This window comes from Myxococcus guangdongensis, assembly GCF_024198255.1.
In the GTDB taxonomy this organism is placed as follows: Bacteria; Myxococcota; Myxococcia; order Myxococcales; family Myxococcaceae; genus Myxococcus; species Myxococcus guangdongensis.
Genome location: NZ_JAJVKW010000011.1, coordinates 222157 through 246400, shown reverse-complemented (window position 1 = coordinate 246400; position 24244 = coordinate 222157). Strand labels below are relative to the sequence as shown.

Sequence of the window (24244 nt, the reverse complement as noted above, 5' to 3'; positions counted from 1 at the left end):
CCGCCATGCACCTGGGTGCGACGCTGCGGCTGTTGCGGGTGGACGCGGGCCTGTCCCTGAGGGACCTGGCCCGGCGCATCGGTGTGTCGAGCGCGTACCTCAGCCGGGTGGAGAATGGCGTGGACGCGCCGCCCACGGTGGAGCGGCTCACGGCGATTGCCCGGGAGCTGGACGTGCCTCCCGGGTTGTTGATGGACGTGGCCAACCGGGTCAGCCCCTACGTGACGGAGTACCTGGAGGACGTGCCGGGCTCCGGGACGCTCTTCCTGGAGCTGGCGCGGCGCCGGCTGTCGGGGGCGCAGCTGGCCCGGGTGCGCGACTTCCTGGACGCGGAGTTCCCGGTGCGCCGGGGGCCCTCGGACGCGCCGGTGCCGGCGCTGGCGCCGCTGCTGGCGCCCGAGCGGATGGTGCTCCAGCTGTCCTGCGAGGGGTGGGAGGACGTGCTGGACGTGGTGGCGGGGCGGCTGGCGGTGGAGCTGCCCGGCGTGGACGCGCCGCGCCTGGCGGAGAGCCTGCGCCGGCGGGACATCACGTCCTCGTGCGCGGTGGGCGGCGAGGTGGCCGTGCCCCACGTCTTCGTGCCGGGCGCGGCCCCCGTGGCGGCCCTGGTGACGCTGGCCAAGGGGCTGGCGGTGGACACGCCCGATGGCCGTCCGCTGCGGCTGGTGGTGGCGGCGGTGGATGGTGAACTGGGGCGCGTGCGGCTGGTGCGCATGGCGCATGTGGCCCGGCTGGCCGCGCGAGGGCTGTCCGCGCGGCTGAGCGAGGCGCGCCAGCCCGCGCAGGTGCTCTCCGTCCTGGAGGAGCTGGAGGCGCTTCGCTGAAGCGGGGCTGCTAATCCTCCGCGCGGCGCGCCCAGTTCACCCAGTCCCCCAGCTCGCGGTAGCCGAGCTTGCGGTACACGCCCCGGCCCTGCTCGGTGGCCTGGAGCACGGAGGCCGCCATGCCCCGGGCGCGGGCGCCGGACAAGAGGCCCCTCATCACCTCCGCGGCCAGCCCCCGGCCCCGCGCCTCCGGCAGCGTGACGACCATGTACACGCCCGCGGTGTCGTCCACGTCCAGGCTGAAGCCGCACGCCAGGGCGCGGCCCTCCTCGCGCGCCACCAGGGTGCGCACGGGCAGCCGGGGCGGCTGGTTCCACACGGAGAGGATGTCGTCCCACTTGCCCCAGACGCGGACGTTGAGCGCCACCATCTCCTCCTGGGAGTCGGTCTCCACGAGCGGGAAGGTGGGGGGCTCGTCCGGGATGTCCGCCAGCGCCAGCCCCATGCCGGGCAGCCGGTTGTCGGGGCGATAGCCGTGCGCGCCCAGCAGCCGCGCCCCTTCGTCCTGGCCGGGCAGCACCGCCACGCGCCAGCCCTGGATGCCCTGGCGCCGGTAGAAGTCCTCCAGGGCGGGCAGTCCCTCGGCGAGCGCCTGGGGCGTCTGGAAGTAGGCCTGCTGGAAGTGGGACTCGGCGGGGTACGCCGGCAGGCAGAAGGCGTCCAGGCCCGGGGCGCCGAAGTGGCGCAGCATGCCCCGCTCCCGTTGCAGGTGTTTGAAGGCGATGACGTTGGCGCGCAGGCGGTCGTTCAGTTCGGCATCGGTCATGGGATGCCCCGAGCCTAGGGGCTCCGCGCCGGACGGCGAACATCGCACCGCGCAAAAGCGCGCGCCCGTCCTCCAGGACGGGTAGGGTGCGCCCGCACTCATGACGAGCCAGCGCTTCTACGCCTTCGACCCTCGCGTCCCCCGTATCGCGCTCTTCCTGGGCGCCTGCGTGCTGGCGGTATTGACGGCGTGGGCCCTGGCCAACGCCCAGGAAGGCGGCGGCGTGCAGGAGATGGCCCGCGCGGGGGTGAGCGCGGGGCTGATGCTCGCCTTCCTCGTGGCCCTCCACCGGCTGCGGCCTCGCACCGGCTGGGGCGTCACGCTGGACGCGCGCGGTGTGCGCGTGGCCCGCCCCTTCAGCGCCAGCGAGCTGGACTTGCATTGGGGCCAGATTGATTCGGTGCGCCGGCTCGGCCGCAGGGGGAACGTGCTCGGTCTGTTCCTCAAGGAAGAGGGAAGGGTGCTCGTCACCCGGCATCTCTTCGCCCGCAAAGCTGTTTTCGAAGAGTTGATCTCCGCGCTGGAGGAGCGCCTCCCACCGCCGCGGTTCGACGCCTGAACCCCCGCTTCCGGGGCGCCGCCGCCCGAGGGGGCGGCCAAGCGATTTTCACGAATATTTACGCAGCTTTGCGCGGGCTCGTTACTCTTGTTCAGTGTGCCTCTAAATGGTACGCACAAGCCTTCTGCAAGGCTCCTTTTCCCAAGGACAGCATCACATGGAAAAGACCCCCGCTACTGGCGCCGCGGTCGCTCCGCCGCCCGTGGAGTATGGGACCGATAGCATCACCAAGCTCGAGGGCCTGGAGGCCGTTCGCAAGCGCCCTGGCATGTACATCGGCGACACGATGACCTACGGGCTCCACAAGCTCGTGTACGAGGTCGTCGACAACGCCGTGGACGAGGCGCTCGCGGGCCACTGCACGGACATCGAGGTCGTCATCCACGTGGACGGCTCGCTGAGCGTCCTGGACAACGGGCGCGGCATCCCCGTCGGTCCGCACCCGGACCCGAAGTTCAAGGGCAAGGACACGCTGGAGGTCGTCCTCACGGAGCTTCACGCCGGCAGCAAGTTCGGTAACGGGGCCTACAAGGTCTCCGGCGGACTGCACGGCGTGGGCGTCACGTGCGTGAACTTCCTCTCGGAGTGGTTCAAGGTCCGCGTCCTGCGCGCCGGCAAGGTGTTCGAGCAGCTGTACGCCCGCGGCGTCCCCCAGTCGTCGCCGCAGGAGGTGGGCACCACGGACAAGCGCGGCACCTTCATCGCGTTCAAGCCGGACAACACCGTGATGGAGACGGTGGACTTCAACTTCGAGACGCTCAGCCAGCGTCTGCGGGAGCTGGCGTTCCTCAACGCGGGGCTGCACATCAGCATCCGCGACGAGCGCACGAACAAGGAGCACGACTTCAAGTTCGACGGAGGCATCTCCTCGTTCGTGGAGTTCCTCAACAAGTCGAAGCAGGTGCTCCACGAGAAGCCCATCTCCTTCAAGGTGGAGAAGGAGGGCGTGTCGCTCGAGCTGGCGATGCAGTGGAACGACGGCTACGACGAGCGCGTCTTCACCTTCGCCAACAACATCAACACCCATGAGGGTGGCAGCCACCTGTCCGGCTTCAAGGCGGGCCTGACGCGCACGCTCAACAGCTACGCGGAGAAGGGCAGCCTCTGGAAGGACCTCAAGGAGACGCCCACGGGCGAGGACGCCCGCGAGGGCCTGTCCGCCGTCATCTCCGTGAAGCTGTCCAACCCCCAGTTCGAGGGGCAGACGAAGACGAAGCTGGGCAACAGCGAGGTGAAGGGCCTGGTCGAGCAGATGGTGAACGACCAGCTCGCCACCTTCCTGGAAGAGACGCCGATGATCGGCAAGAAGATCATCGCGAAGATTGGCGACGCCTGCCGGGCCCGGCTCGCGGCGCGCAAGGCGCGTGAGACGGTGCGCCGCAAGGGCGTGCTGGACGGCGGCGGGCTTCCCGGAAAGCTGGCGGACTGTCAGAGCCGCGACCCGCACGAGAGCGAGCTGTACATCGTCGAGGGTGACTCCGCAGGTGGCTCCGCGAAGCAGGGGCGTGACCGGCGCAACCAGGCCATCCTCCCGCTGCGCGGCAAGATCTTGAACGTGGAGAAGGCGCGCTTCGAGAAGATGCTGACGAGCGCCGAAATCGTCACGCTCATCACGGCGCTGGGCACGGGCATCGGTCCGGAGGACTACAACCCGGAGAAGGCGCGCTACCACCGCATCATCCTGATGACGGACGCCGACGTGGACGGCAGCCACATCCGCACGCTGCTGCTCACGTTCTTCTTCCGCCAGATGCCGGAGCTGCTCCAGAAGGGCTACCTCTACATCGCGCAGCCGCCGCTCTACAAAGTCACGCGCAACAAGAAGGACAAGTACGTCAAGGACCAGCGCGCGCTGGACGAGTACCTGCTGGGCATCGCCACGGAGCATGGGCGGGTGCTGACGCCCTCGGGCGAGGTGGGTGGCGCGGACCTGAAGGCGCTGCTCGAGAAGGTGATTACGTACGAGGAGCGGCTGGAGAAGCAGGCGAAGCGGCGCGACGCGCGGGTGGTGGACGCGGTGGTGCAGGGCTCGCGGCTGACGTCGGAGATGCTGGCGGACGACGCGGCGCTGGCAGCGGCGGTGAAGGGCGCGTACGCGGAGTTCGAGCGGCGCATGCCGGACGTGCTGGGCCGGGTGTCGCACGAGGTGGAGACGGACACGGAGAACGGGACGAAGAAGCTGGTGTTCCGCACGGACGTGAACGGCGCCATGCGGCCCACGGTGTTCGACCACGCGTTCCTGTCGTCGCCCGAGTACGTGGAGCTGGTGGCCCTGCGGGATGCGTTCAAGTCCCTGGGGGATGCGCCGTACAAGGTGAAGGTGGATGCCGGGACGGTGACGGCGTACTCGGTGCAGGAGGTCCACGCGGCGCTGCGCAAGGACGCGCAGAAGGGCCTGGGCCTGCAGCGCTACAAGGGTCTGGGCGAGATGAACCCGGAGCAGCTCTGGGACACGACGATGAATCCCATCACGCGCACGCTGCTGCAGGTGCGGGTGGAGGACGCGGTGGAGAGCGACGAAATCTTCTCGCTGCTGATGGGCGAGGCGGTGGAGCCGCGACGCGAGTTCATCGAGCGCAACGCGCTGGACGTGCAGAACCTCGACATCTGATGCGGCGTTGCCCGGCGTGAAGCCGGGGATGCGCGTACTCATGGGGCGCGGTGCCGGAGCAGGCGCCGCGCCCCGTGTCGTTTCAGGGCCCAGTGGTGGGAGCGCGCGCCTTGGCCCGACTCGCCGTGCGTCGAGGCTTCAGCGCCCGCCGCCGCGAGGTCCACCGCCCCGGGGAGGCTTGCCACCGAAGCCGCCGTCACGCGGGCCGAGCGGACGCGCGGGCAGGGTGAGGGCCTCGCCATCGAGCGTGGCCTGTCCGCACTCCGGTCCGAACACCAGCGTGTTCGTGGTGCCCTCCGCGTTCGTCCGCGCCTGCGTGCCCGCGATGGGCCACGCGCAGACGGACGGCGGCACCCGGACGATGCCCGTCAGTGTCACCGACGACGAGCTGCCATCCGCGAGCGTCGCGGTGAGCGTGCCGTTGCTGGTGCGCGTGGGCGTCTCCGCCTCCGCGTCGAAGTGCTCCTCCAGCGAGCCCGTGAGGTGCAGGCTGTCGAGCACCACGCCCTCCGCGTCCAGGTGCGTGCGCGTCGTGTCGACGGTGACGGAGCGGCTGAGCGTCTGGCGAGCACCGGGCACCCGCACCGAGGTGGAGGCGATGCTGCCCGCCATCTTCGCGCTCCGGCCATCCTCCATGGCGTGGGTGATGTCGTGCGTGGACTGCTGCTCGAAGCGCAGCGGCGCGTCCTCACCACAGGCCTCGGCCGGGGCGATGGCCGTCACCACATCCACCGTGCCGGAGGAGACCACACCCGTGGCCTCGCCGCGCTCGGAGTCCTCGGGCCGGGGGCCGCCACCGGGCGCGGGCGGTCGCTCCCAGCCGCAACCTCCGCCCCGGGGGCCACGAGCGCGCGCCTCGCAGTCGGTCCAGGACAGGTGGAGCTCGGAGGGGAAACTCTGTCCGCAGACCTCCACCTCGGCGGTCTCCGGCTCGGCGTCGCACTGGAAGCCCTCGTGCTCCCAGCGACGGACTTCCAGCGGCAACCCCTCCAGGAACCGGGAGCCGAGGGGGACGTCCGCCGACTGTGCCTCGTTGATGGCTCCCGCGACGGCGACCACGGACTGCTGCTCGGTGGTGTCCTGCGTCTTCTCCGCGCCACAACCCGCGCCAACCAGCGCGACCGCCAGCATGCCTGCCTTGAGCTTCATGGTGTCTCCCCGCAACACACGTCGAAGCGCGCGCCGGCCCCGCGCACACAACCCAAGGTAGGGGACAAACCTTGCGCAGTTCTTAAGCCCGGGTTGACGGCGAGGCCCCTCCCGAGGGACGCAATGGGGCATGTACATCCCCCGCCACTTCGAGGAACGGGACGCGGAGCGTCTCCTGTCGCTGATGACGCGGCACGCCTTCGCCGTGATGGTGACGATGGGCGAGGACGGCGCACCCATCGCCACGCACCTGCCATTGCTCGTCGAGCGGGACGCGGCGGGTGCGCTGCGATTGCTCGCGCACATGGCGTTGCCGAACCCGCAGTGGCGCACGTTCCCCGCCGAGCGCGACGCGCTGGTCATCTTCCAGGGGCCGCATGCCTACGTGTCCCCCACCTGGTACACGACGGGCTCTCAGGTCCCCACGTGGAACTACGCCACGGTGCACGCGTACGGTCGGCCGCGCATCCTCGAGTCGCGTGACGAGGTGCTGCGCATCCTGCGAGACACGGCGGCGCGCTACGAGTCCGGCAACGCCCAGCCGTGGACGATGGAGCAATCCCAGGAGTACGTGAACCGGCTGCTCGGCGGCATCGTCGCGTTCGAGCTCCGGGTGACGCGGCTGGAGGGCAAGTTCAAGCTCAGCCAGAACAAGGGCGAGGCGGACCGCAAGGCCGTCATCTCGGCGCTGGAGCAGAGCCCGTTCCCAGGGGACGGCGAGCTGGCGGCGCTGATGCGCTCACGCGAGGAGCCTGGATAGACTCGTGGGCCCGGTGCCCTCCTCGGCTCCGCGCCCACGTGCCTTTCCCGTCTTGTCGAGCCGGGCCACGAGTACCACCGGGCCCCGATAGCCCTTACGGCGGGAAGCTGTCATCGCCTCGTGCCCGTTCGATGCGGGCGCGACCAGAAACAGGTTAGCCACCGCGCCGAGGCCCGGGAACGCATGCCGCCGAGCCCCCGATGAATGGCTCCGGCTCATGCTCGCCGCCCGGGAGGAGCGCGGAGGGCTCGCCTTGTCGCCTGCTACGTCGACACTGACGGACTACCGCTCCGAGCGACGCGAGCCCTTGAGCGCGGCGGCCCGCTCCTTGCGAGTCATCGCGGTGGCATCGACGATGTCCACCTCGAGCGCGCCCTGGTTGTCCTCGCGCTTCATGTCCGGGAAGAAGCAGCGCAGGTCCTCGGTGTCGGTAATCTGGTAGCGCTTGCCCGTCTCGAGGATGCGGTGCGTGGCGCGCACCGAGGCCGGCTCCGTGCCCCGCTCGACGCACAGCATCTGCTGGATGCGTCCATTGACCCCGGGGCGCACCTCCGCGAAGTCGTCGCGCACCGTGAACAGGTACGTCGCGCGCGGATTCAGGCCGCGCAGCATCACCTGGTGCTCGGGCTTGAGCTGCACGGCGTGCTCCTTCGCGTCGAACGTGAACGAGCGCGGAGGCACATACGCGGACTGCCGGATGTTCACGCGCACGGTGCCGCTGTTGTCCTCCGGCCCGTTGTCATCCACCGCGAACACATGCAGCTTGCGCGCGTTCTTGATGGTCCGCGTGGACGCGCTCAGCAGGCCGAAGCTCGAGTCCGCCGGGCCCTCGCCCTCGATGAAGTACACCAGCGTCCCCGACGCCGTACTCCGGCCCTCGGCCAGCGACGCGCTGCCCTGCGTCCACACCGAATAGGACAGCGAGGGGTTCAGGTCGATGGAGGCCGTCGAGTACTCGGGGATGGGCGCCGCGTTGTACTGGGGCCGCAGCACCAGGAGCCGCGTGGGGTAGTCCACCTCGTGGAGCGCCCTTCGCGACGCGCTCATCTTCTCGAGTGCGCCCTGCTGCTGCTCTGCGGGCTTCTCCTCCACCGCCGCGGCCACGGCGACCGTGCCCGCGTCACCCTCCGCCACGCCACCGTCATCCTGCGCGGCGGTGACGAGGGGCACCACGTCGTCATCCGCCTTGTCCTCCACGGGCGCCGCCGCGACGGGCGCGGGCTCCGGAGGCTTGAGCGCCTCCATCTCCGCGTTCATCGGCTCCAGCAACACCGACGCCGGGGTGAAGCGGCGGATCCACGTCGAGTACCCGGGCATCGTGAGCGCCAGGGTGTTGGCCTCGCCCACGCGCACGCCGTCCAGCGTCACGGGCGTCTTGCCCGGCACATCCTTGCCGTTGAGGTTCACGCTGGCGCCCGAGGGCGTGGACGTGATTCGCAGCGTGGTGGTGTGGGCGGCCACCGCCTCCGGGGGCGGGTCGGACTTGATGACGAAGTGATAGAAGAGCGCGACGAACAGCAGGACGATGGCCGACCCGAACATGTAGAGGGTCATCGTCCGCATGTCCTTCTGACGCTTCGCCCCGCGCTCGGCCTCCTCGCGGGCCAGCTTCTCGCGAGCCTCGTCCGCCGCGGTGCGGAAGCCCGTCCCCGTGAACGTGCGCGCCGGCTGCGGCGCCACCGACTGCGCGGTGACGACGGGGCTCTCCACCGGCGTGTCCCGAGGGTCGTCGGCCATCGAGGCCACGGCGGCGGGGACGACGGTGGGGACGTACGTCTTGAGGATGTCGATGCCCGCGTCCGTGGCGGGCTCGTCCGGAAGCTCCGGGACGGGCGGACCGGGGCGCTCGTAGGAGCCGGACTTGCGGCCCGGGCCGGTGCCCTCCGCGCGAGGGATGCCCGTGTTCGTCGCGCGGCGTCCGCCCGCGCTCGACACCTTGCGCATGTCGGGGTTGCTGCCCGGGGAGGAGCGTCGCGCGCCGTCACTCGGGGGGCGCGCGCCGCCCTCGCTGCCGGGCCTCACGCGCACGCCGGGGCTCGAGGGCCGCGACACGCTCCCCGAGGACAGGGGCCGCGCACGGCCCTGCGACGGCTCCACGATGCCCGCCTGCCACAGCGCGACCTGCTCCTTGAAGGCGGGCGACACCTCCGCCTTGCGCCCCTCCGCCATCAACTCCTCGGCGAAGAGGTAGGCCATCAGCTGCGACAGCATCGTCGGCGTGAAGCGCGAGTTGTCGCGGTAGAGCAGCTGCACCAGCGACTCGCTCAGCTCCTTCGCCGTCTGGTAGCGCGCCTCCCGGTCCATGGCCATCGCGTTGCCGATGACCGTCTCCAGCTCCGGGCTCACCGTCGGGTTGTTCGCCGACGGCGGCAGACAATCCCCCGTGAGGATGCGCGGCAGGACGGTGACGAACTCGCCCTCGTAGGGACGCTTGCCGCACACCATCTCGTAGAGCACCACACCCGCCGCGTACACATCCGTGCGGGCGTCCAAATCCTGTCGGCCCTGCGCCTGCTCCGGAGAGAAGTACGGGTACTTGCCCTTGAGCGTGCCCGGAGACGTCTTCGCCTCCACGGCGCTGGTGGCCTTGGCGATGCCGAAGTCGATGACCTTGACCTCGCCCTCGTAGGAGATGAGGACGTTGTCGGGCGAGACGTCCCGGTGGACCAGGCCCATCTCCACGCCGTCCTCGCCCACGTGGCGGTGCGCGTAGTCCAGGCCGTCACACAGCTTGCTGGCCACGTGCAGCGCGAGCGGCTCCGGGAAGAACCCCATGCCCGCGCGCTGCGCCCGGCGCAGCACCTTGGACAGGGGCTGGCCCTGCACCAGCTCCATGGCGATGAAGTACTGGCCGTCCACCTCGCCGAAGTCGAAGACCTGCGCGATGTTGCTGTGGCTCATGCTGGCCACCAGCCGCGCCTCGCCGATGAACATCTCGACGAAGTCCGCCTCGTCCACGAAGTGGGGGAGGATCTGCTTGATGACGCAAGGCTTCGTGACGCCCGCGGCTCCCGTCATCCGGGCGCGGTAGGTGACGGCCATGCCGCCCGCGGCAATCTTCGAAAGAAGGACGTACTTGCCGAACTGCTGAGGGGGGGATTCCGCCACGTTGACAAGGCCAGGTCAGGTCGTTGTGAAACACCAAGCATACTCTTGTTCCATTGAAAGTCCCGGAACGGGCTCAAGTCGCATGCGAAGGCGTCACGGGGGTGTGCCATGCCTCGGGACGTGGTGGAAAAGCGCGTGGAAAACCGAGACCTGAGTCATCCCTCACCTCGTCCGGGTGGCGTGTCTCGGGGGGGTGACAGCTCTCGGACTGAGGGGGCGCGGCGTCTCAGAATGATTCGTCGTGGTCGGGGGATAATCCGGGGTCCGGGGGATTGTTGCGAAGAGTCGCCGTGATTCCAGAGGGTTGTGGGCGCGACGCGCGAGACTGTCGGGTCGCTTCACATTTCTTCACGGACGTGTCCGGCGCGCGCGGGGCAAGGGCGGTTATGTAGGCGGGCGCGGCCACGGGCCGGTGGTGGAGGGCGGTCGGCCTTCTTCCGGAGAAACGAGGCGACGCCGATGTTGTCCGAGCTGTCCTCCCGCTCGAGGCCCCTTGCCCTGGTGGTGATGGGCGCGTTGCTCGCGCTGCCGATGCGCGGCCGGGCACAGGAGCTGGAGGCGGTGAGACCCTCCGCGTTCGATCTGCTCGCCCGGAGTCCGGAGCTGGGCGGGTCGGACATCCCCAGAGACCTGCCGGGTCGCGTCACGGTGGGCCCCGCGATGCGGCCGACGGTGGAGCCGCTCGATGCGGAGACGTCCTCCCAGGAGGAGCGCAAGCCCGAGTCGGACTTCCCGTTGAGGGTCGTGACCGATGGGGACCTGGAGAGTGGATCCACGGCGGCGCCGGCGGCGCGCGAAGGTGCGTTGACGCTGATGCCCGCGTCGTCGTCGAGCGAGCCGCGGGAGTTCCAGGTGCTGCCCGCGGTGGTGGCGGTGGTGCCGGGGCTCTTGTTCCACGGGTTGGCGCCGGCGGTGGCGGGGGATGGTCACACGGCGAAGCGGCTGTTCGCGCTGGAGGGCGCGGGGCTGGGGCTCATCGCGGCGGGTGGCGTGCCCATCGTGCTCACGGGGGCATCGCGGAAGACCATCGCGCCGCTGTACGCGGTGACGTTGGCGGGCTTCAGCGTGTTCGGCATCTCCGCGCTCGCGAATCTGTACTCGGTGGTGTCGCCCACGTTCGACCCGGGGGTGCCTCCGCCGTCGTTGCCGCCGCTGGAGCTGGAGATGGGCTACCAGTACGTGAGCGACACGTCGTTCGACTACGACCACTTCGTGTCGTTGGGCGCGGTGGCGCGCTTCGACGAGGTGAAGCTGCGGGCCACCGCGAGGCTGGCGCCGGACGAGGGCAACACGCAGGTGCGGGTGGGTGGGGCGTATCGGTTGCTCGGGGTTCCGGAGCGTCGGCTCGAGGGCTCGGATGGGTCGTCGCTGGACGCGGAGCTGGTCGGGCTGTTCCACCGCTTTCCGACGGAGGGCTTCGCCGTCATCGGTGCGGACCTGGGGCTGCGAGGCCGCTACGCGATGTCGCGGGTGAGCCCGGCGCTGGCGGGTTCGTTCGCCGAGGTGAGCCTGGGCATGTCGCTGCAGGGCTACAGCTACTTCGGCCCGGTGGATGACGGGAACCTGCACACGCAGCTGCTCTTCACCTTCGGCTACGGCGTGTGGTTGGGGCGCGGCGGCGGGCCGTTCCGGGGCGAGGCGATGCTCTATTACGACCACCGCAAGGATGACTTCGCGGGCGGAGTGCGCTCGTTGGGTGGAGGCGTGGTGGGCAACTTCGGTCTGCGCGGGCGCGTGCTGCTGACGGACTCGTGGGGCGTGGCCGCGGAGGCGCAGGCCGGTGGCGCGCTCGTCGGGCGCCTGTCGCTCATCTACGCGTTCGGAGGTGACCTGTGATGCGCGAGCGGACGTGGACCGACTCCACGACGGGACGTCGTGAGCGGACCGACGGGGCGGGGCGCCCGTCGCTCATCTCCGCGCCTGGCGGTGACCTGTGATGCGCGAGCGGATGCTGAAGGGCGCATCGATGCAGCATCGAGCGTCGCGCCGCGAAGCAGGGTGCGCGGACGCGCGGCGTGCCGAGTCATCGGCCGTTGTCGGGAGGAGCGCTGTGATGCGGCTCGGAAGCGTGGGCGTGGTGTCGGCGCTGTTGTTGGCTGGGTGTCTGCGTCCGGCGGAGAACCGCGCGATGCGCGACCTGAAGGTCGGGCAGGCCGAGGGCAGCGGGCTCTCGCTCGTGGTGGCCGACGGGCTCGCGGCGGTGCGCGGCGTGGAGTCCGGAGGCGTGACGTTGTGGGGCAACGCCCCGGTCTTCTCCGCGCGCGTCACGCTGGACGCGAGCGCGCCGACGAACTGGCTCTTCACCGTGCGCAACGCGATGCCGGACGCGGAGCTCGTCGCGGAGCTGGAGGACGGCGAGCTGCTCGCGGTGGAGCCCGTGCCCCAGTCGATTCGCACGGTGAAGGCCTGGCGCGTGGGCTTGCGCGCGGGCGCGGTGGCGAAGCTGCACGTGGCCCCGCCGGGCTGGGACTCCTCGGAGCCGTTCCGCTTCGCGGCGCTGGCGGACGTGCAGGAGGCGCTGCCTCGCGTGGGAGACATCTACGCGCGCCTGTCCAAGGACCCCACGCTGCGCTTCATCCTCTTCTCCGGAGACCTGACCGAGAACGGCACCCGCGAGCAGCTGCTGGAGTTCCAGGAGCGCCTCGAAGCAGGCTCCCCCATCCCGCTGTATGCGACGCTGGGCAACCACGAGACCTTCTCGAAGGACGCGGAGGAGTACACGTCGCTCGTGGGCCGCGGCAACCAGAGCTTCGTCTTCCAGAACGTGCGCTTCACGGTGGTGGACTCGAGCAGCGGCACGCTGGACCCCATCGTGGAGGAGCAGCTCGACGGGTGGCTCGCGTCGTCGCGACATGGCACGCACGTGGTGTCGATGCACGTGCCGCCGCAAGACCCGGTGGGCCTGCGCGGCGGCGGCTTCGCGAACCGGGGCGAGTCCGCGGGCCTGGTGGGAAAGCTCGCGCGCGAGGGCGTGGACCTCACGCTCTACGGACACATCCACTCGTACTACTCGTTCACCAACGCGGGCATCCCGGCGTTCATCTCCGGGGGCGGCGGCGCGATTCCGGAGACCTTCGACGGGGTGGGCCGTCACTACCTCTCGGTGGACGTCGGCGCGAACGAGGGGTTGCGCGAAGCGGCCCTGGTGCGTGTGGACTGACGCCGGACGCTGGCACTGAACGAAGCGTCAGCCGGCGGTGTGTGGGAGCAAACGCGTGCGGGGCCGACAATCCGGCCTCGCAGCGTACCCTCTTGATCTGACACTGAACACGTGAGCAGATGGCGGCCCTACCGCGAGGAGCCAGGAGGCCCGCCATGTTCGATTCGAACGAGAACGACCCCATTTCCCCGGCGCTGCGTGCGCTGCTCGAGCTGTTCACCACGGAGCTGGCGGAGGTGCGCTTCCCGGACATGAGCGGGGACGTGCTGGACGACGCCGCGGCGCAGGTGCGAGCGAAGGCGGAGGCGGTGGCCCAGGCGCAGGCGGCGCTGGAGGCGGCGCGCCAGGGGCTGCAGGAGAGCCAGGACGCGCTGCTCCAGAAGGGCCAGCGCGCGCTGGCCTACGCGCGGGTGTTCTCCGAGGAGAACCCGGAGCTGGCCACGAAGCTGGACGCCATCCACCTGCCGCGTCCGATGCGCAAGGGGCCGAAGGCGGAGAGCACTGCGGCGGAGCCGGTGGCCGCGGCGAACGGCAACGAGGAGAACGCGCCGAAGCGCCGGGGCCGTCCGCCCAAGGCGCGTCCCGCGCAGGGCGCGTCCCTGTTCTCCGAGGGCGCCACGGCCGAGTCGCTGGCCATCGCCCACGAGGGCAACGGCGTGCTGCCCTCCGCGTAGCGCGAGGGAAGTCGCGTCACGACGTGAGGGCAGCACCTGCTGCCTGGAAAAACCGCGGCCCGGACGCGAAGTCTCCCGGAGCCCCCCTCCGGAAAGACCCGCGACCGGGCCACGAGACCGCCCGGCTTCCGCATTCAGGCCGCGGACGCCGGACGGGTACACCCGAGACGGCTTAGTTCGTCGGGAAGGACGTCCAGCCGGCCATCCAGTTGGTGGTGCCGAACGCGCCCACGAACCGAGCCGACGTGTCGAAGCCCGCGCCCGGCGTGGCGGCGTTGTCCGGGTTGAGCAGCGGCGAGCCCGTCTTCGGCATGAAGCTCGGCGCCGTCAGGTTCGTCGCGTCCGTCAGCTGCGGGTCCTGCACCTTCACGCCGTTGGCGGCGACGATGATCTTCTCCGCCTCGTTGAAGCGGCTCACGTCCGGGTCCACCGTCACGCCACCCTCGACCTTCGGGTTCGGCGCGAACGGGATGGTGTCCGTCAGGTTGGCGTTGTCCCAGAAGAAGGTGTTGCGGATGGACAGCCGCGAGTCACCCGGCTCGTTGAAGAGCGCCGCGGAGGCCTCGCCGTCCACGTCCACCGCCTGGTCCTTGAAGTACGCGACCACCGCGTTGCGCAGGCGGATGCCGGCGCCGGTGTTGAACACCAGGCCCTCCTGCGAGGGGTTGCCACCCGGGTCCGCGTTGGAGCCGATGAACGTCGCGTTCCAGATCTCCGGGATGCTGATGGGCTCCTGCGTCGGCGTCGTCTTGTGGCTGGACGCCTCGATGCCGCGGTCGCCCACGCGCGCGCTCTGCTGCACCACCAGGAACTGCACCTTGCCCGAGTAGCCCAGGTCGTAGTCCAGACCGTCGTCGTCCGCCTGCGAGATGACGATGTGCTTGAGGGGCGCGGTGCCACCGAACATCTCGATGCCGTCGTCCAGGCCCAGGTGGACCTGCACGTAGTCGATGTTCGTCGTCGAGCCGCAGCCGCCCACCGTCAGTCCGTTGAGCTCGTTGTTCGGCGCCAGCTCGAAGCCGGCGAACTCGATGCGCGCGTACTTCAGCGTGCCGCAGTTGTGCGCGTCGTCCTGACCGCCGTACTTCGTCTGGTCGTTGCCGCTGCTGGCGAAGAAGCCCTCGATGGTGGTCTCGCCGCCAGAGACGTTCAGCCGAGCCTTGCCCAGCAGCACCACGCCGCCCCAGTCGCCCGCCTCGCGCTCACCGGCCGCCTTCGAGGACGTGAAGACGATGGGCTTCTCCGCCGTGCCCACCGCGTTGATGCGCGCGTTGCGGGTGATGATGAGCGCGCTGCCGACCTCGCCCTTGACCGTGGCGCCCGCCTCGATGTTGAGCGTGCCGCTGTTGACGAAGACGTACTTCTTCAGGATGTAGGTGTTGCCCGCCTTCCAGGTGGTGTCCGCGGTGATGTCCTGGGAGACCTCCACCGTCTCGGGATTGGTCGGCTCCGGGTTGGTGGTGGGCGGCTCCTTCTTGTCGTCGTCGCCGCAGCCGTACGCGCCAACAGCCAGGCTGGACATGATGAAGAGGGATGCGAACAAGCGCTTCATGACGAGACTTCCTTTCGGGAGGGAACTACAGGGACAGGCCCAGCGACGCGGAGAACGCGAGGCCCGGGCGGAACTCGACGAGGGCGATGTCGCCCTGCTGCAACTTGATGCGGGAGTTGAGGAGGTTGGACGCGGTCAGCTTCAGCTGCGTCGCCTCGGTGAGCTTCTGTGTGACGGCCAGGTCCACGCGGTGGAAGGGCTGCTCGTAGACGTCCGGCAGGTTGTCCGTGCCCACCTCGGCGATGCGGCGGCCGTACACGTTGTAGAGCAGCGCCACTTCCGTGCCGCTCTGCTGCCGCTCGTACCCGAGGTTGACGTTGATGACGTAGGGCGACTGGCCCTGCAGCGGGCGCTTGGAGTTGGTCTGCAGGCCCTGCACGTTGCCCAGGTCGATTTCCGACTGGATGAGCGTGAGGTTGGCGCCCACCTTCAGCGGCTGCAGCGCGGGGGTGATGCGCCCCAGGGAGGTGCGCGCCTCCAGCTCGATGCCGTAGGTGTTCGCGGCCGGCGTGTTCTCGAAGTTCATGTCGCCAGCGCCCACCGAGTTGATGACGCGCTCGATGGGGTTCTGGAAGCGCTTGTAGAAGGCGCTGGCGGCCAGGACCTCGTTCTCCCCGGCGAACCACTCGACGCGGGCGTCCACGTTGTGGATGCGCGTCTGGACCAGGATCGGATTGCCAGAGACGTTCCGGCGGCGCACGAAGTCGTAGAACGTGAAGGGCGCCAGCTCCCGGAAGGACGGCCGCGCCAGTGTGTAGCTGTAGCCGGCGCGCAGGTTCACCGTGGGGGTGAGCGCGTAGATGGCGTTGAGCGAGGGCAGCCAGTCCAGGTAGTTGACGTTGTTGCGAGAGGCCTCCACGTCGGTGAACTGGTTGAGCGCGACCAGCTCCTGGCGCGAGCTCTCCAGGCGCACGCCGCCCACCAGGCGCAGCGACTCGGTGGGGGTGACGTCCGCGGTGACATAGCCGGCGAAGATGCCCAGCGACGCGTCATACGCGTCCGAATCCGGACGGGTGCTCTCCTGGATGCGCATGCCGTTGCCCAGGTAGTCGGCGCTGAAGAGCACCTCGGGCGGCAGGAAGCGGTCCACGTCGGAGTTGGGGCTGATGCTGTAGCGGAAGCGGCGGGCGCGGAAGTCGCGGAAGGACAGCTGCGTGAGGCCGCCCAGCTTCACGCGCACGTCGCTGAAGGGCACGGTGACGTTGAGGCTGCCGCCGAAGGACGTCTCACCCAGGTCGGCGAAGAAGCGCTCGCCGCTGTTGGCCTGGTTGGGGAAGGACATGCCGCCGGAGGGGTTGCCCAGGTTGTCGCTGTAGAGCGAGTCGCGGGTGTCCGGCTCGTCGCGGTCCACGCGGGAGAAGTTCGCCTGCCAGTCCACCTCCGAGTCGCCGAACAGGCCGATGCGGTGGAAGCCGCGCAGCTGGTTGAAGGACAGCTGCCGGACGATGAACTGCAGGCGGCTGCCCTGGTAGAGGTCGCCCTTGAGCGAGTCCACGCCGTCGCTGGTGGTGGTGCGCGTCTCGGTGCCGCGGGTGTAGAGGCTGAAGAGCGTCAGCTCGTTGTCGCGGTTCAGCTGGTAGCCCACGCTGGCCAGGCCGCTCAGGTTGGCGACCTCGGTGCCCAGCTGCGTCTGGGCGTCGTCGTAGCTGACGAAGTCACCGCGGATGTCGTACGCGGCCTTGGTGTACTGGGTGCGCTGGGTGTTCTCGCGGTGGCCGTAGTTGACGGTGGCCAGGTAGCCCAGGCGCTTGTTCTCGAAGCGCAGCGTGTCGCCCAGCGACGCGCTCAGGCCCATGTTCGGCAGGGCCGTGGAGCGGCGCGCGTTCCACACGTTGTTGAAGCTCTTCCACTGGTTGGTCAGCTCCTCGCGCGACTCGCCCCCGTTGCCCAGGGAGTGGTCGGTGGGGATGGCGTCGGGCAGCCGGCGGGAGTCGCCGGGGAAGCCGAGGAACTCCATGGCGCCGCCGCCGCGCTGGGCGTTGCGGCCCTGGAAGGTGGACTCGGTGTCGCCGCCGAAGGTGATGCGCGGCTTGAACTCGAACTGGCTGGGGTAGGTGTTGGTCTCGATGAGCAGCGTGCCGCCGCCGAAGGAGCCGGGCAGGTCCGCGGTGTAGCTCTTCACCACGTTGAGGTTGGCGAGCAGCGACGTGGGGAAGAGGTCCAGCGGGACGCTGGGCTCGTCGGGCTCAGGGCTGGGCAGGAGCGCGCCGTTGAGCAGGGTGGTGGTGTAGCGGCCGCCCAGGCCGCGCAGGAGGACGTAGCGGCCGTCCACGACGGTGGCGCTGACCACGCGCTTGACGGCGTCGGAGGCGCTGGAGTCGGGGGTGCGGGCGATTTCCTGGGCGCTGATGGCGTCGGAGACGGCGGCGGCCTTCTTGCGCTCCTGGAGCAGGGCGCCCTCGGCGCGGCGGTCCGCGCGGGCCTCGACGACGACCTCCTGCACGGCGCCCACGTCGGCGCTGAGCGCGACGTCGAGCTTGGTGGCCTTGCCCTGGGTGACGATGACGCCCGTGATTCGGCGGCCCTGGTACACGTCGTAGAAGACGCGCAGGTCGTACTTGCCGGGCGGCAGCGCCAGCCGGTAGTTGCCGTCCAGGTCCGTGAGCGCCTGCTTCTGCGCGCCCGTGACGACCTTCACGGTGGCCTCGATGAGGCCCTCCTGGTTCGTCTCGTCGACGACCTTGCCGTAGACGCCCGTGAAGCCCGCGGGCGGCTCGGAGGCCTCGGCCATCATCGCCTCGTCCTCGGCCGTCACGGCCTCATCGGCCACGGTGCCCTCGGCAGGAGTCTCCTCGGCGCCCGGCGTCTGCACCGTGGCGGGGGCCTGCGAGCCATCCGGCTGCACCGTACCGGGAGCCTGCGTGGCGCCCGGCTGCGAGCCATCCGGCTGCACGGCGGCGGGAGCCTGCGTGGCGCCCGGCTGCGAGCCATCCGGCTGCACGGCGCCGGACTGGGGCGCGTTCGGCGCGGGTGAGGGCGGAGGTGTCTGTGATTGCTTCGTCCCGTCGGGCGCGGGCGCCATGCCGGGCGCCGAGGGGCGCAGCTCCTCGGACGGGGGCGCGTTGGGGTCCGTCACGGGCGGGACGACCTGCGTCTCCGTCCCGGACGGCGTGCTCTCCCCGCCGGGGGTGGAAGGGGTTTGACCGAGGGCCACCATGGCGGGAGCGACGGGCTCCTGGCCGTTCATCCGCGACAACGCGGGGGTGGTGATGAGGGTGAGCGCAGCCACGAGGGCGCGCGAAAAGCTTGCGGGAGACAACACGACTCTCCTTGCCAACGGTCGCGCCGTAAAGAACGCGATACGGATGGCATTGGAATGGATGGCTTGTGACGATTCAGGCGGCGGATCGCAAACTCGAGGTCACGACCCGCCGCCGCGCGGAAGACTCAGTCCGCGAGTTTGTCAGGCAGCACGCCCACGGTGAGATTGCCTCCCCGGGCGAGGTCCAGCACTTCCATGGCGGCGCCGTAGGGCACGTCGTCGCCCGCGTCGAAGAACACGATTTTGTCCGGGCGCGCGTTGAGCATGCGCTGCAGCCGCGTGACCACCTGGTCCCTCGGCACTTCCTCCCGGTTGATGCGCAAGATGCCCGAGCGGTCCACCGTGAGCACCACTGGCGGCAGCGCGTCCGGAGGCGGAGGCGTGGTGTCCTCCTTGTCCGGCTTGGCGGGCACCGTCATCCACATCTGCTTGGTCATCAACGGCGTGACGACCATGAAGATGATGAGGAGGACGAGCACCACGTCCACCAGCGGCGTCACGTTCATCGAAGGGCGAAGGCCGCCCTTTCCTCCTCCGAGGTCGAATGCCATGGCGTGTTCCTACGGGCCCTTCTTCTCGACGACCTGGAGGTTGATGCCCGGAAAGCCCATCTCCTGCATGCTCTTGAAGAGCCCGCGCACCTCGGAGTAGCGCACGCCGCGGTCCGCCTTGAGCACCACGGGCGAGTCCGGCTTCTTCTCGCGCAGCGCCTTGAGCTCCACCATGAGCGCGTCCTTCTTGAGCTCCTTGCGGTCCAGGTAGAAGAACCCGTTGGAGGCCAGGCTCACCGTGGTGGGCTCCAGCTCCTTGTTCTCCTTGTCCGGATTCGTCGCGGCGGGCAGCTCCACGGACGCGCCCGACTCGATTTGCGGCGTCACCACCATGAAGATGATGAGGAGCACGAGCACCACGTCGACCAGCGGCGTGACGTTCATCTCCGGGGTGAGACTACGCCGGGCGGACATCGAGCCCCTCCCGGCGCGCCACCGTCTCCGGGCCCGTGGCCACGGCGCCGTTGTTCGTGCCCGGGCGCTTGTCCGGCGACATGTCCTCCAGGTGGTCCATCAGCTCGCTGCGCGCCGCGTCCAGCGACAGCTGGAGCGAGTCGGCGCGCGTGGACAGGAAGTTGAACATCAGCACCGCGGGGATGGCGACGAGCAGGCCCAGCGCCGTGACGACGAGCGCCTCGGCGATACCCGCGGACACCGCGCCCAGGCCGCCGGAGCCCTCCTTGGCGATGCCGGAGAAGGCCTCGATGATGCCGACCACCGTGCCGAGCAGACCGACGAACGGCGCCACCGAGCCCACCGTGGCGAGCACGGACATCCCGCGCCGCACGTCCGCGCTGACGCGCTCGTTGATGCGCACCAGCTCACGGCGGGTGAGCTCCACCGGGCCCAGCTTGCCCGCGGGCAGCTTGGACTTGGCGAGGAAGGTCTTCATGCCACCGCCGAGCAACATGGCCAGGTGGCTGCCCTTGGTGCCCTCCGCCTCCTTCACCAGCGCCTCGTGCTGCTGCTGCATGAGGAGCTGACCTGCGCGGGCGGCGAAGACGCGTGACTTGCTGCGGGAGCGGAAGAAGACGAACAGACGCTCGAAGAACACCGCCAGGGACGCGACGGCGAAGAGCATCAGCGTCCAGGCGATGCCCAGGGCGAACACGCCCATGTGGTTGTAGATGTCCCGAAGATTGAAATTCATGACGAGGTGCTCCTGGGGGGCAGGTGCGGGATGAGACAGACGACCTACGACTTGAGACGGAAAGGAACCTTGAAGATGCGGAAGACCGCCGTGGGGCGGCCCTCGACGACGGCGGGCTTGAAGCGCCACGTGCGCACCGCGGACATCGCCGCGCTGGCGAACGGCTCGTCACCGCGCATGACCTTGAGCTGGGTGACGCGGCCATCCACCTCGACGACGCCCTTGAGGATGACCATGCCCTCCTGACCGCGAGAGCGGGCGTCGGAGGGGTATTCGGGGATGAGGTTGGACTCGAGCGGCTCGGGCGGCGTGGCCGACTCGGGCAGGTTGATGGGGGCCGCGCGGCCGCCACCGCCGACGAGCGCCTGGCCGGAGCCCGTGCCACCCGCCACGCCGCCGGGCACCAGCGCGCCGGTGCCACCGACGGCGATGGGCGCGGCGGCCACCGTCTCCGTGGCGGCCTCGGGCGGCTTCTCGAGCGGCACGGCCTGCGGGGCGACGATGGCGGCGGGCGCGACGAGCGGCGCGGTGGGAGGCGGCGCCTTGGCGAGCGCGGGCGGGGCGGCCTTGGGCGGCAGCTTGGGCTTGGGCGGCGCGGGAGGCGGCGGCGGAGGCGGCTTCACCTCGACGACGGGAGGCGGGGGCGGACGGAAGACGACGTCCGTGCCCTTCTGCTCCTTGATGACATCACGGACCTTGTCGGCGGCGGTGACGACCACGACGCCGATGAGCACGAAGACGGCGACGGATGCCGAGGTGGAGAGCGCGAACCTGCGCGCCGAGGCGACATCGGAGGCGCTGTCGAACGTTTCGAACATGGCTGACGCGCATATAGCGACGCCATGTTTCAGGGGTGTCCGGCCCCCGTGACACTTTCAGGCCAGGAAGATGACGGAAGCGTCACGACGCCCGCATGCCACGCAGGGTGCGCGGCAGACGGGCCAGGGTGTCACCGAGCGTCATGGCCGACAGCGAGCCCTGCTTGCGCACCTGCCACAACGTGGCGATCAGCAACGCGGAGTAGATGAGGGCGAAGGGGCGCATCAGCATCACATCCTGCGACCAGTCGAACCCCAGCCCCTTGTCGGAGAACACGGTGCCGATGAAGGCGATCACCCCGATGAGGGTGAGGTTGCCGCGCACACGCCCCTCGATGGCCGCGCGCACCAGGGGCCACGCGAGCACGTAGTTGGCCCGCCACGCCAAGGGTGACAGGAGCGTCACGCCCAGGCAGCACAGGGCCAACAGGTCCGCGGGACCGGGCCGGGCCCAGGCCACGCCCACCAGGAACACGGTGAGGGCGACCAGCTGCGCCAGGGTGATGGTGGAGCCGGGCGGCGTCTCGAGCGAGCCCGGGTAGAACAGGGAGATGAACAGCGTGGGCAGGCCCTGCGCGTTGGTGCTGAGCACCCAGGGTGGGGTGGTGCGCGCGAGCGTCTCGCTCCACATCTGGAACTGGGCGAGCGTGCCGTCCCAGCCGTAGCGCGCCAGGGTGGGCAGGCACAGGAGCACGCCGAACACGGCGGTGGCGCCGATGACCTTCCAGTGCCGGCGCCAGAGGAAGAACAGGCCGATGAGGGCCGCGGGCGGCTTGAGCAGGAAGGCCACGGCGAAGGCCGCGCCGGGGCGCCACACCTGTCCGCGCTCGGCGCCCAGGGCCGAGACGACCACGAGCAGCAGCATGACGACGTCGACCTGTCCGTAGAACAGCTCGAAGGTGAAGGCGGGCAGCAGGGCGATGGTGGCGAGCGCGGGGCCCCAGGACCAGGGAGGCGCTTCGCCCGCGCCATGGGGCGCGCGGCGGGTGAGCCGGGCCACGGCGATGAGCGCGAGGATGGAGCCCACGTTCCACAGGGCCACGGCCATGCGCGAGGGCATGAGGGAGAAGGGGATGAAGAGGGGCGCGGTGATGGGCGCGTACTTGAACGGCATGGTGCCGTCGGAGACGCGGTAGAGGTCGGTGCCCTCCATGAAGCGCTCGGCCGCGGTGAGGTAGACGCGGAAGTCCACGCCCCGGCGAGGGTGCTGACCCACGGCGACGGCGGCGACGAGGAGCACGGCGAGGACCAGCCACCACAGCCAGCGGGCCCACTTCGTGGAGGTGTAGGTCGTCGGGCTGGAGGGCTCGCTGAGCGCACTCGCGGACTGGGACGAGGTCGTCACGGGGCCAGGCTCCTGGGCGGGTGGACGGGCCCAATCACGTGGAGTGAGGGCCATGGGCGGGGAAGGCCGTGGTGTCGGCACGGCCCCAGGACATCGACGTTCATCGCGGGGGAATGAAGGGCGGGGGAGGTGTTCACCATTTCACGCCGGGGCCCTGCCGGGCAACGGCCTGTGTGTGGACGGAGGGGCGGGCTCCGGGTGCCGGGGCGCTCCAGCCAGGACAGGGTGTCCGGCGGTGTGGGCCTGGCGCGGAGAGGGTGTTTCACGGACCTGGGGGCACACGGGCCTGGCCAGGGAGCGTGCGGGCGCTCGACGTCATGTCTCACGGGCGATGACGGGCCCGCCCGCGCGACCGTGGCGCGCGGGGGTGTCTGGGATTGTGCGCCCGGACGCAAAGTCAGACATGCATGCGGGCTGGCTCGCCGGCGTGACGCCGGTGGCGATGGGTTACAGCCCGTACGTCTCGAGCAGTCGCAGCCACACCTCGCTCATGGTGGGGAACGACGGCACCGCGTGCCAGAGCGTGTCGAGCGACACCTCGCCCGCGACGGCGATGGTGGCCGCGTGCAGCATCTCGCCCACCTCCGGGCCGGTGAAGGTGGCGCCCAGGACGACGCGGCGCTTCTCGTCCACCACCAGCTTCGCGGTGCCGCCCAGCTTCTCCCCGAGGAGCGACGTGCCCGACACCTTGCCCAAGTCGTACTGCACCGTGCGCACGGGCAGCCCCTGCTCGCGCGCCTTCGCTTCGGTGAGCCCCACGCTGGCCACCTGAGGGTGCGTGAAGATGACCTGCGGTGTGGCCTTGGTGTCGGCCCACGCGCTCGCCTTCTTCCCCGCGATGACGTCGCCCACCAGGCGCGCCTGGTACTTGCCCATGTGCGTCAGCAGATTCCGTCCGTTCACGTCCCCGCAGGCATAGAGCCACCCGCCCTCCACACCCTTCGCGCGAAGCTGGTCATCCACCTGCACCGTCTCGCCGGGCTTCAGGCCCACCGTCTCCAGGCCCAGCGCGTCCGTGCGGGGCACGCGGCCCATGCCCACCAGCAGCGCGTCCGCGCGGAGCTCCTCGCCCGTCGACAGCTTCACCGTCACCTCGCCCTGGCCTCCGGGCCGGCTCACGTGGGTGACGGTGGCGCCCATCACCACCTTCACGCCGTCCTCGCGCAGCGCCTGGACCACCTGCTCTCCCACGAAGGGCTCGAAGCGGGACAGGAGCGCCTTGCCGCGCTCCACCAGCGTCACCTCGGAGCCCAGCGAGCGCCACGCCTGCGCCAGCTCCACCGCGACCGCGCCGCCTCCCAGCACCAACAGTCGCCGGGGGACCTGCTTGGCCGCCGTGCCCTCGCGGTTGTCCCAGGGCCGCGCCTCCTTCAGGCCCGGGATGTCTGGGATGCGAGGCCGGCTGCCCGTGGCCAGCACCACGGCGCGTCGGGCCTCCAACTCGCTCACGCCGCCGTCCCTGGCCTCCACGCGCACCTTGCGCGGACCGGCGAGCTTGCCGTGGCCACGCACCACCTTCAGCTTCGCGCCCTCCGCCCACTTCAACTGCGAGTCGTCCTTGTAATGGCTGACCATCGCGTCGCGGTGCTCGAGCACCGCGCTCGCCACCAGCGGCCCCTTGAGGGTCTCCCTCGCGCCGGGCACCTGCTTCGCCATCCACAGCGCGTCGCCCGGACGCAGGAGCGCCTTGCTCGGGATGCAGGCCCAGTACGAGCACTCACCACCGAGCAGCTCGTGCTCCACCAGGGCCACCGACAACCCGGCCGCGGCGGCTCGCGCTCCCGCGTTCTCTCCCGTGGGCCCGCCACCAATCACCACCACATCGAAGACTTCCGCCATGTGTTCGCCCTCGCGCTCCTGCTGCGTAGGCAGCAAGGTGCGGGCGGGCCAATCCCACTGGGGGCTCCTCGTCGGATGGTGGAAAGAAGTGGTGGCCACCAGCGGACATCCGCGCG

18 protein-coding genes are annotated in these 24244 nt (G+C 70.1%); 7 read left to right on the top strand and 11 right to left on the bottom strand.

Annotated elements, in window-relative coordinates:
• Positions 1–5: 5 nt before the first annotated feature.
• Positions 6–824: a helix-turn-helix domain-containing protein gene (locus tag LXT21_RS30635; RefSeq protein ID WP_254041746.1), complete on the top strand. Its 819-nt coding sequence runs from the start codon at positions 6–8 to the stop codon at positions 822–824.
• Positions 825–834: 10 nt separating this feature from the next.
• Here LXT21_RS30635 and LXT21_RS30630 read toward each other — a convergent pair whose 3' ends face one another.
• Complete coding sequence (locus LXT21_RS30630; protein WP_254041745.1) at positions 835–1590, bottom strand: GNAT family N-acetyltransferase; 756 nt, start codon at positions 1588–1590, stop codon at positions 835–837.
• Between the two features lie 100 nt (positions 1591–1690).
• Here LXT21_RS30630 and LXT21_RS30625 point away from each other — a divergent pair, with 100 nt between their 5' ends.
• Positions 1691–2149 carry a hypothetical protein gene (locus LXT21_RS30625; RefSeq protein ID WP_254041744.1) on the top strand — a complete coding sequence of 153 codons (459 nt, stop codon included), beginning with the start codon at positions 1691–1693 and terminating at the stop codon, positions 2147–2149.
• Positions 2150–2306: 157 nt separating this feature from the next.
• Positions 2307–4760: a DNA topoisomerase (ATP-hydrolyzing) subunit B gene (gyrB, locus tag LXT21_RS30620; protein WP_254041743.1), complete on the top strand. Its 2454-nt coding sequence runs from the start codon at positions 2307–2309 to the stop codon at positions 4758–4760.
• Between the two features lie 138 nt (positions 4761–4898).
• Here gyrB and LXT21_RS30615 read toward each other — a convergent pair whose 3' ends face one another.
• Positions 4899–5909: a hypothetical protein gene (locus tag LXT21_RS30615; RefSeq protein WP_254041742.1), complete on the bottom strand. Its 1011-nt coding sequence runs from the start codon at positions 5907–5909 to the stop codon at positions 4899–4901.
• 130 nt (positions 5910–6039) lie between these two features.
• Here LXT21_RS30615 and LXT21_RS30610 point away from each other — a divergent pair, with 130 nt between their 5' ends.
• A complete protein-coding gene (locus LXT21_RS30610) occupies positions 6040–6669 on the top strand; it encodes an FMN-binding negative transcriptional regulator (protein ID WP_254041741.1) in 630 nt (209 codons plus the stop codon).
• A gap of 282 nt (positions 6670–6951) precedes the next feature.
• Here the strand turns inward: LXT21_RS30610 and LXT21_RS30605 are convergent, their stop codons facing one another.
• On the bottom strand, positions 6952–9777 hold the full coding sequence (locus LXT21_RS30605) for a protein kinase domain-containing protein (RefSeq protein ID WP_254041740.1): 2826 nt from the start codon (positions 9775–9777) through the stop codon (positions 6952–6954).
• 459 nt (positions 9778–10236) lie between these two features.
• Here LXT21_RS30605 and LXT21_RS30600 point away from each other — a divergent pair, with 459 nt between their 5' ends.
• From LXT21_RS30600 to LXT21_RS30590, 3 genes are all read left to right on the top strand, one after another.
• The gene (locus LXT21_RS30600) at positions 10237–11613 is read left to right on the top strand and encodes a hypothetical protein (RefSeq protein WP_254041739.1); all 1377 of its coding nucleotides are present in this window, start codon (positions 10237–10239) and stop codon (positions 11611–11613) included.
• A gap of 217 nt (positions 11614–11830) precedes the next feature.
• Complete coding sequence (locus LXT21_RS30595; protein WP_254041738.1) at positions 11831–12937, top strand: metallophosphoesterase family protein; 1107 nt, start codon at positions 11831–11833, stop codon at positions 12935–12937.
• 155 nt (positions 12938–13092) lie between these two features.
• On the top strand, positions 13093–13611 hold the full coding sequence (locus tag LXT21_RS30590) for a hypothetical protein (RefSeq protein WP_254041737.1): 519 nt from the start codon (positions 13093–13095) through the stop codon (positions 13609–13611).
• Between the two features lie 172 nt (positions 13612–13783).
• Here the strand turns inward: LXT21_RS30590 and LXT21_RS30585 are convergent, their stop codons facing one another.
• The 8 genes from LXT21_RS30585 to LXT21_RS30550 form a co-directional block, all read right to left on the bottom strand.
• Positions 13784–15163, bottom strand: a complete 1380-nt coding sequence (locus LXT21_RS30585) for a hypothetical protein (RefSeq protein ID WP_254041736.1) — start codon at positions 15161–15163, stop codon at positions 13784–13786.
• 25 nt (positions 15164–15188) lie between these two features.
• Entirely contained in the window at positions 15189–18350 is a 3162-nt protein-coding gene (locus LXT21_RS30580) for a TonB-dependent receptor domain-containing protein (protein ID WP_407667073.1), read from the bottom strand.
• 200 nt (positions 18351–18550) lie between these two features.
• Positions 18551–18976 (bottom strand): ExbD/TolR family protein, encoded by a 426-nt coding sequence (locus tag LXT21_RS30575; RefSeq protein ID WP_254041735.1) that lies wholly within the window; start codon positions 18974–18976, stop codon positions 18551–18553.
• Between the two features lie 9 nt (positions 18977–18985).
• Entirely contained in the window at positions 18986–19390 is a 405-nt protein-coding gene (locus LXT21_RS30570) for an ExbD/TolR family protein (protein ID WP_254041734.1), read from the bottom strand.
• A complete protein-coding gene (locus tag LXT21_RS30565; RefSeq protein ID WP_254041733.1) occupies positions 19374–20126 on the bottom strand; it encodes a MotA/TolQ/ExbB proton channel family protein in 753 nt (250 codons plus the stop codon). Before LXT21_RS30565 ends, LXT21_RS30570 begins: the two co-directional genes overlap by 17 nt.
• A gap of 44 nt (positions 20127–20170) precedes the next feature.
• The gene (locus LXT21_RS30560) at positions 20171–20944 is read right to left on the bottom strand and encodes an energy transducer TonB (RefSeq protein WP_254041732.1); all 774 of its coding nucleotides are present in this window, start codon (positions 20942–20944) and stop codon (positions 20171–20173) included.
• Positions 20945–21026: 82 nt separating this feature from the next.
• Positions 21027–22289: a glycosyltransferase family 87 protein gene (locus LXT21_RS30555; RefSeq protein WP_254041731.1), complete on the bottom strand. Its 1263-nt coding sequence runs from the start codon at positions 22287–22289 to the stop codon at positions 21027–21029.
• A gap of 447 nt (positions 22290–22736) precedes the next feature.
• Positions 22737–24128, bottom strand: coding sequence for a dihydrolipoyl dehydrogenase family protein (locus LXT21_RS30550; RefSeq protein WP_254041730.1), 1392 nt, complete (start codon positions 24126–24128; stop codon positions 22737–22739).
• Between the last annotated feature and the right edge of the window lie 116 nt (positions 24129–24244).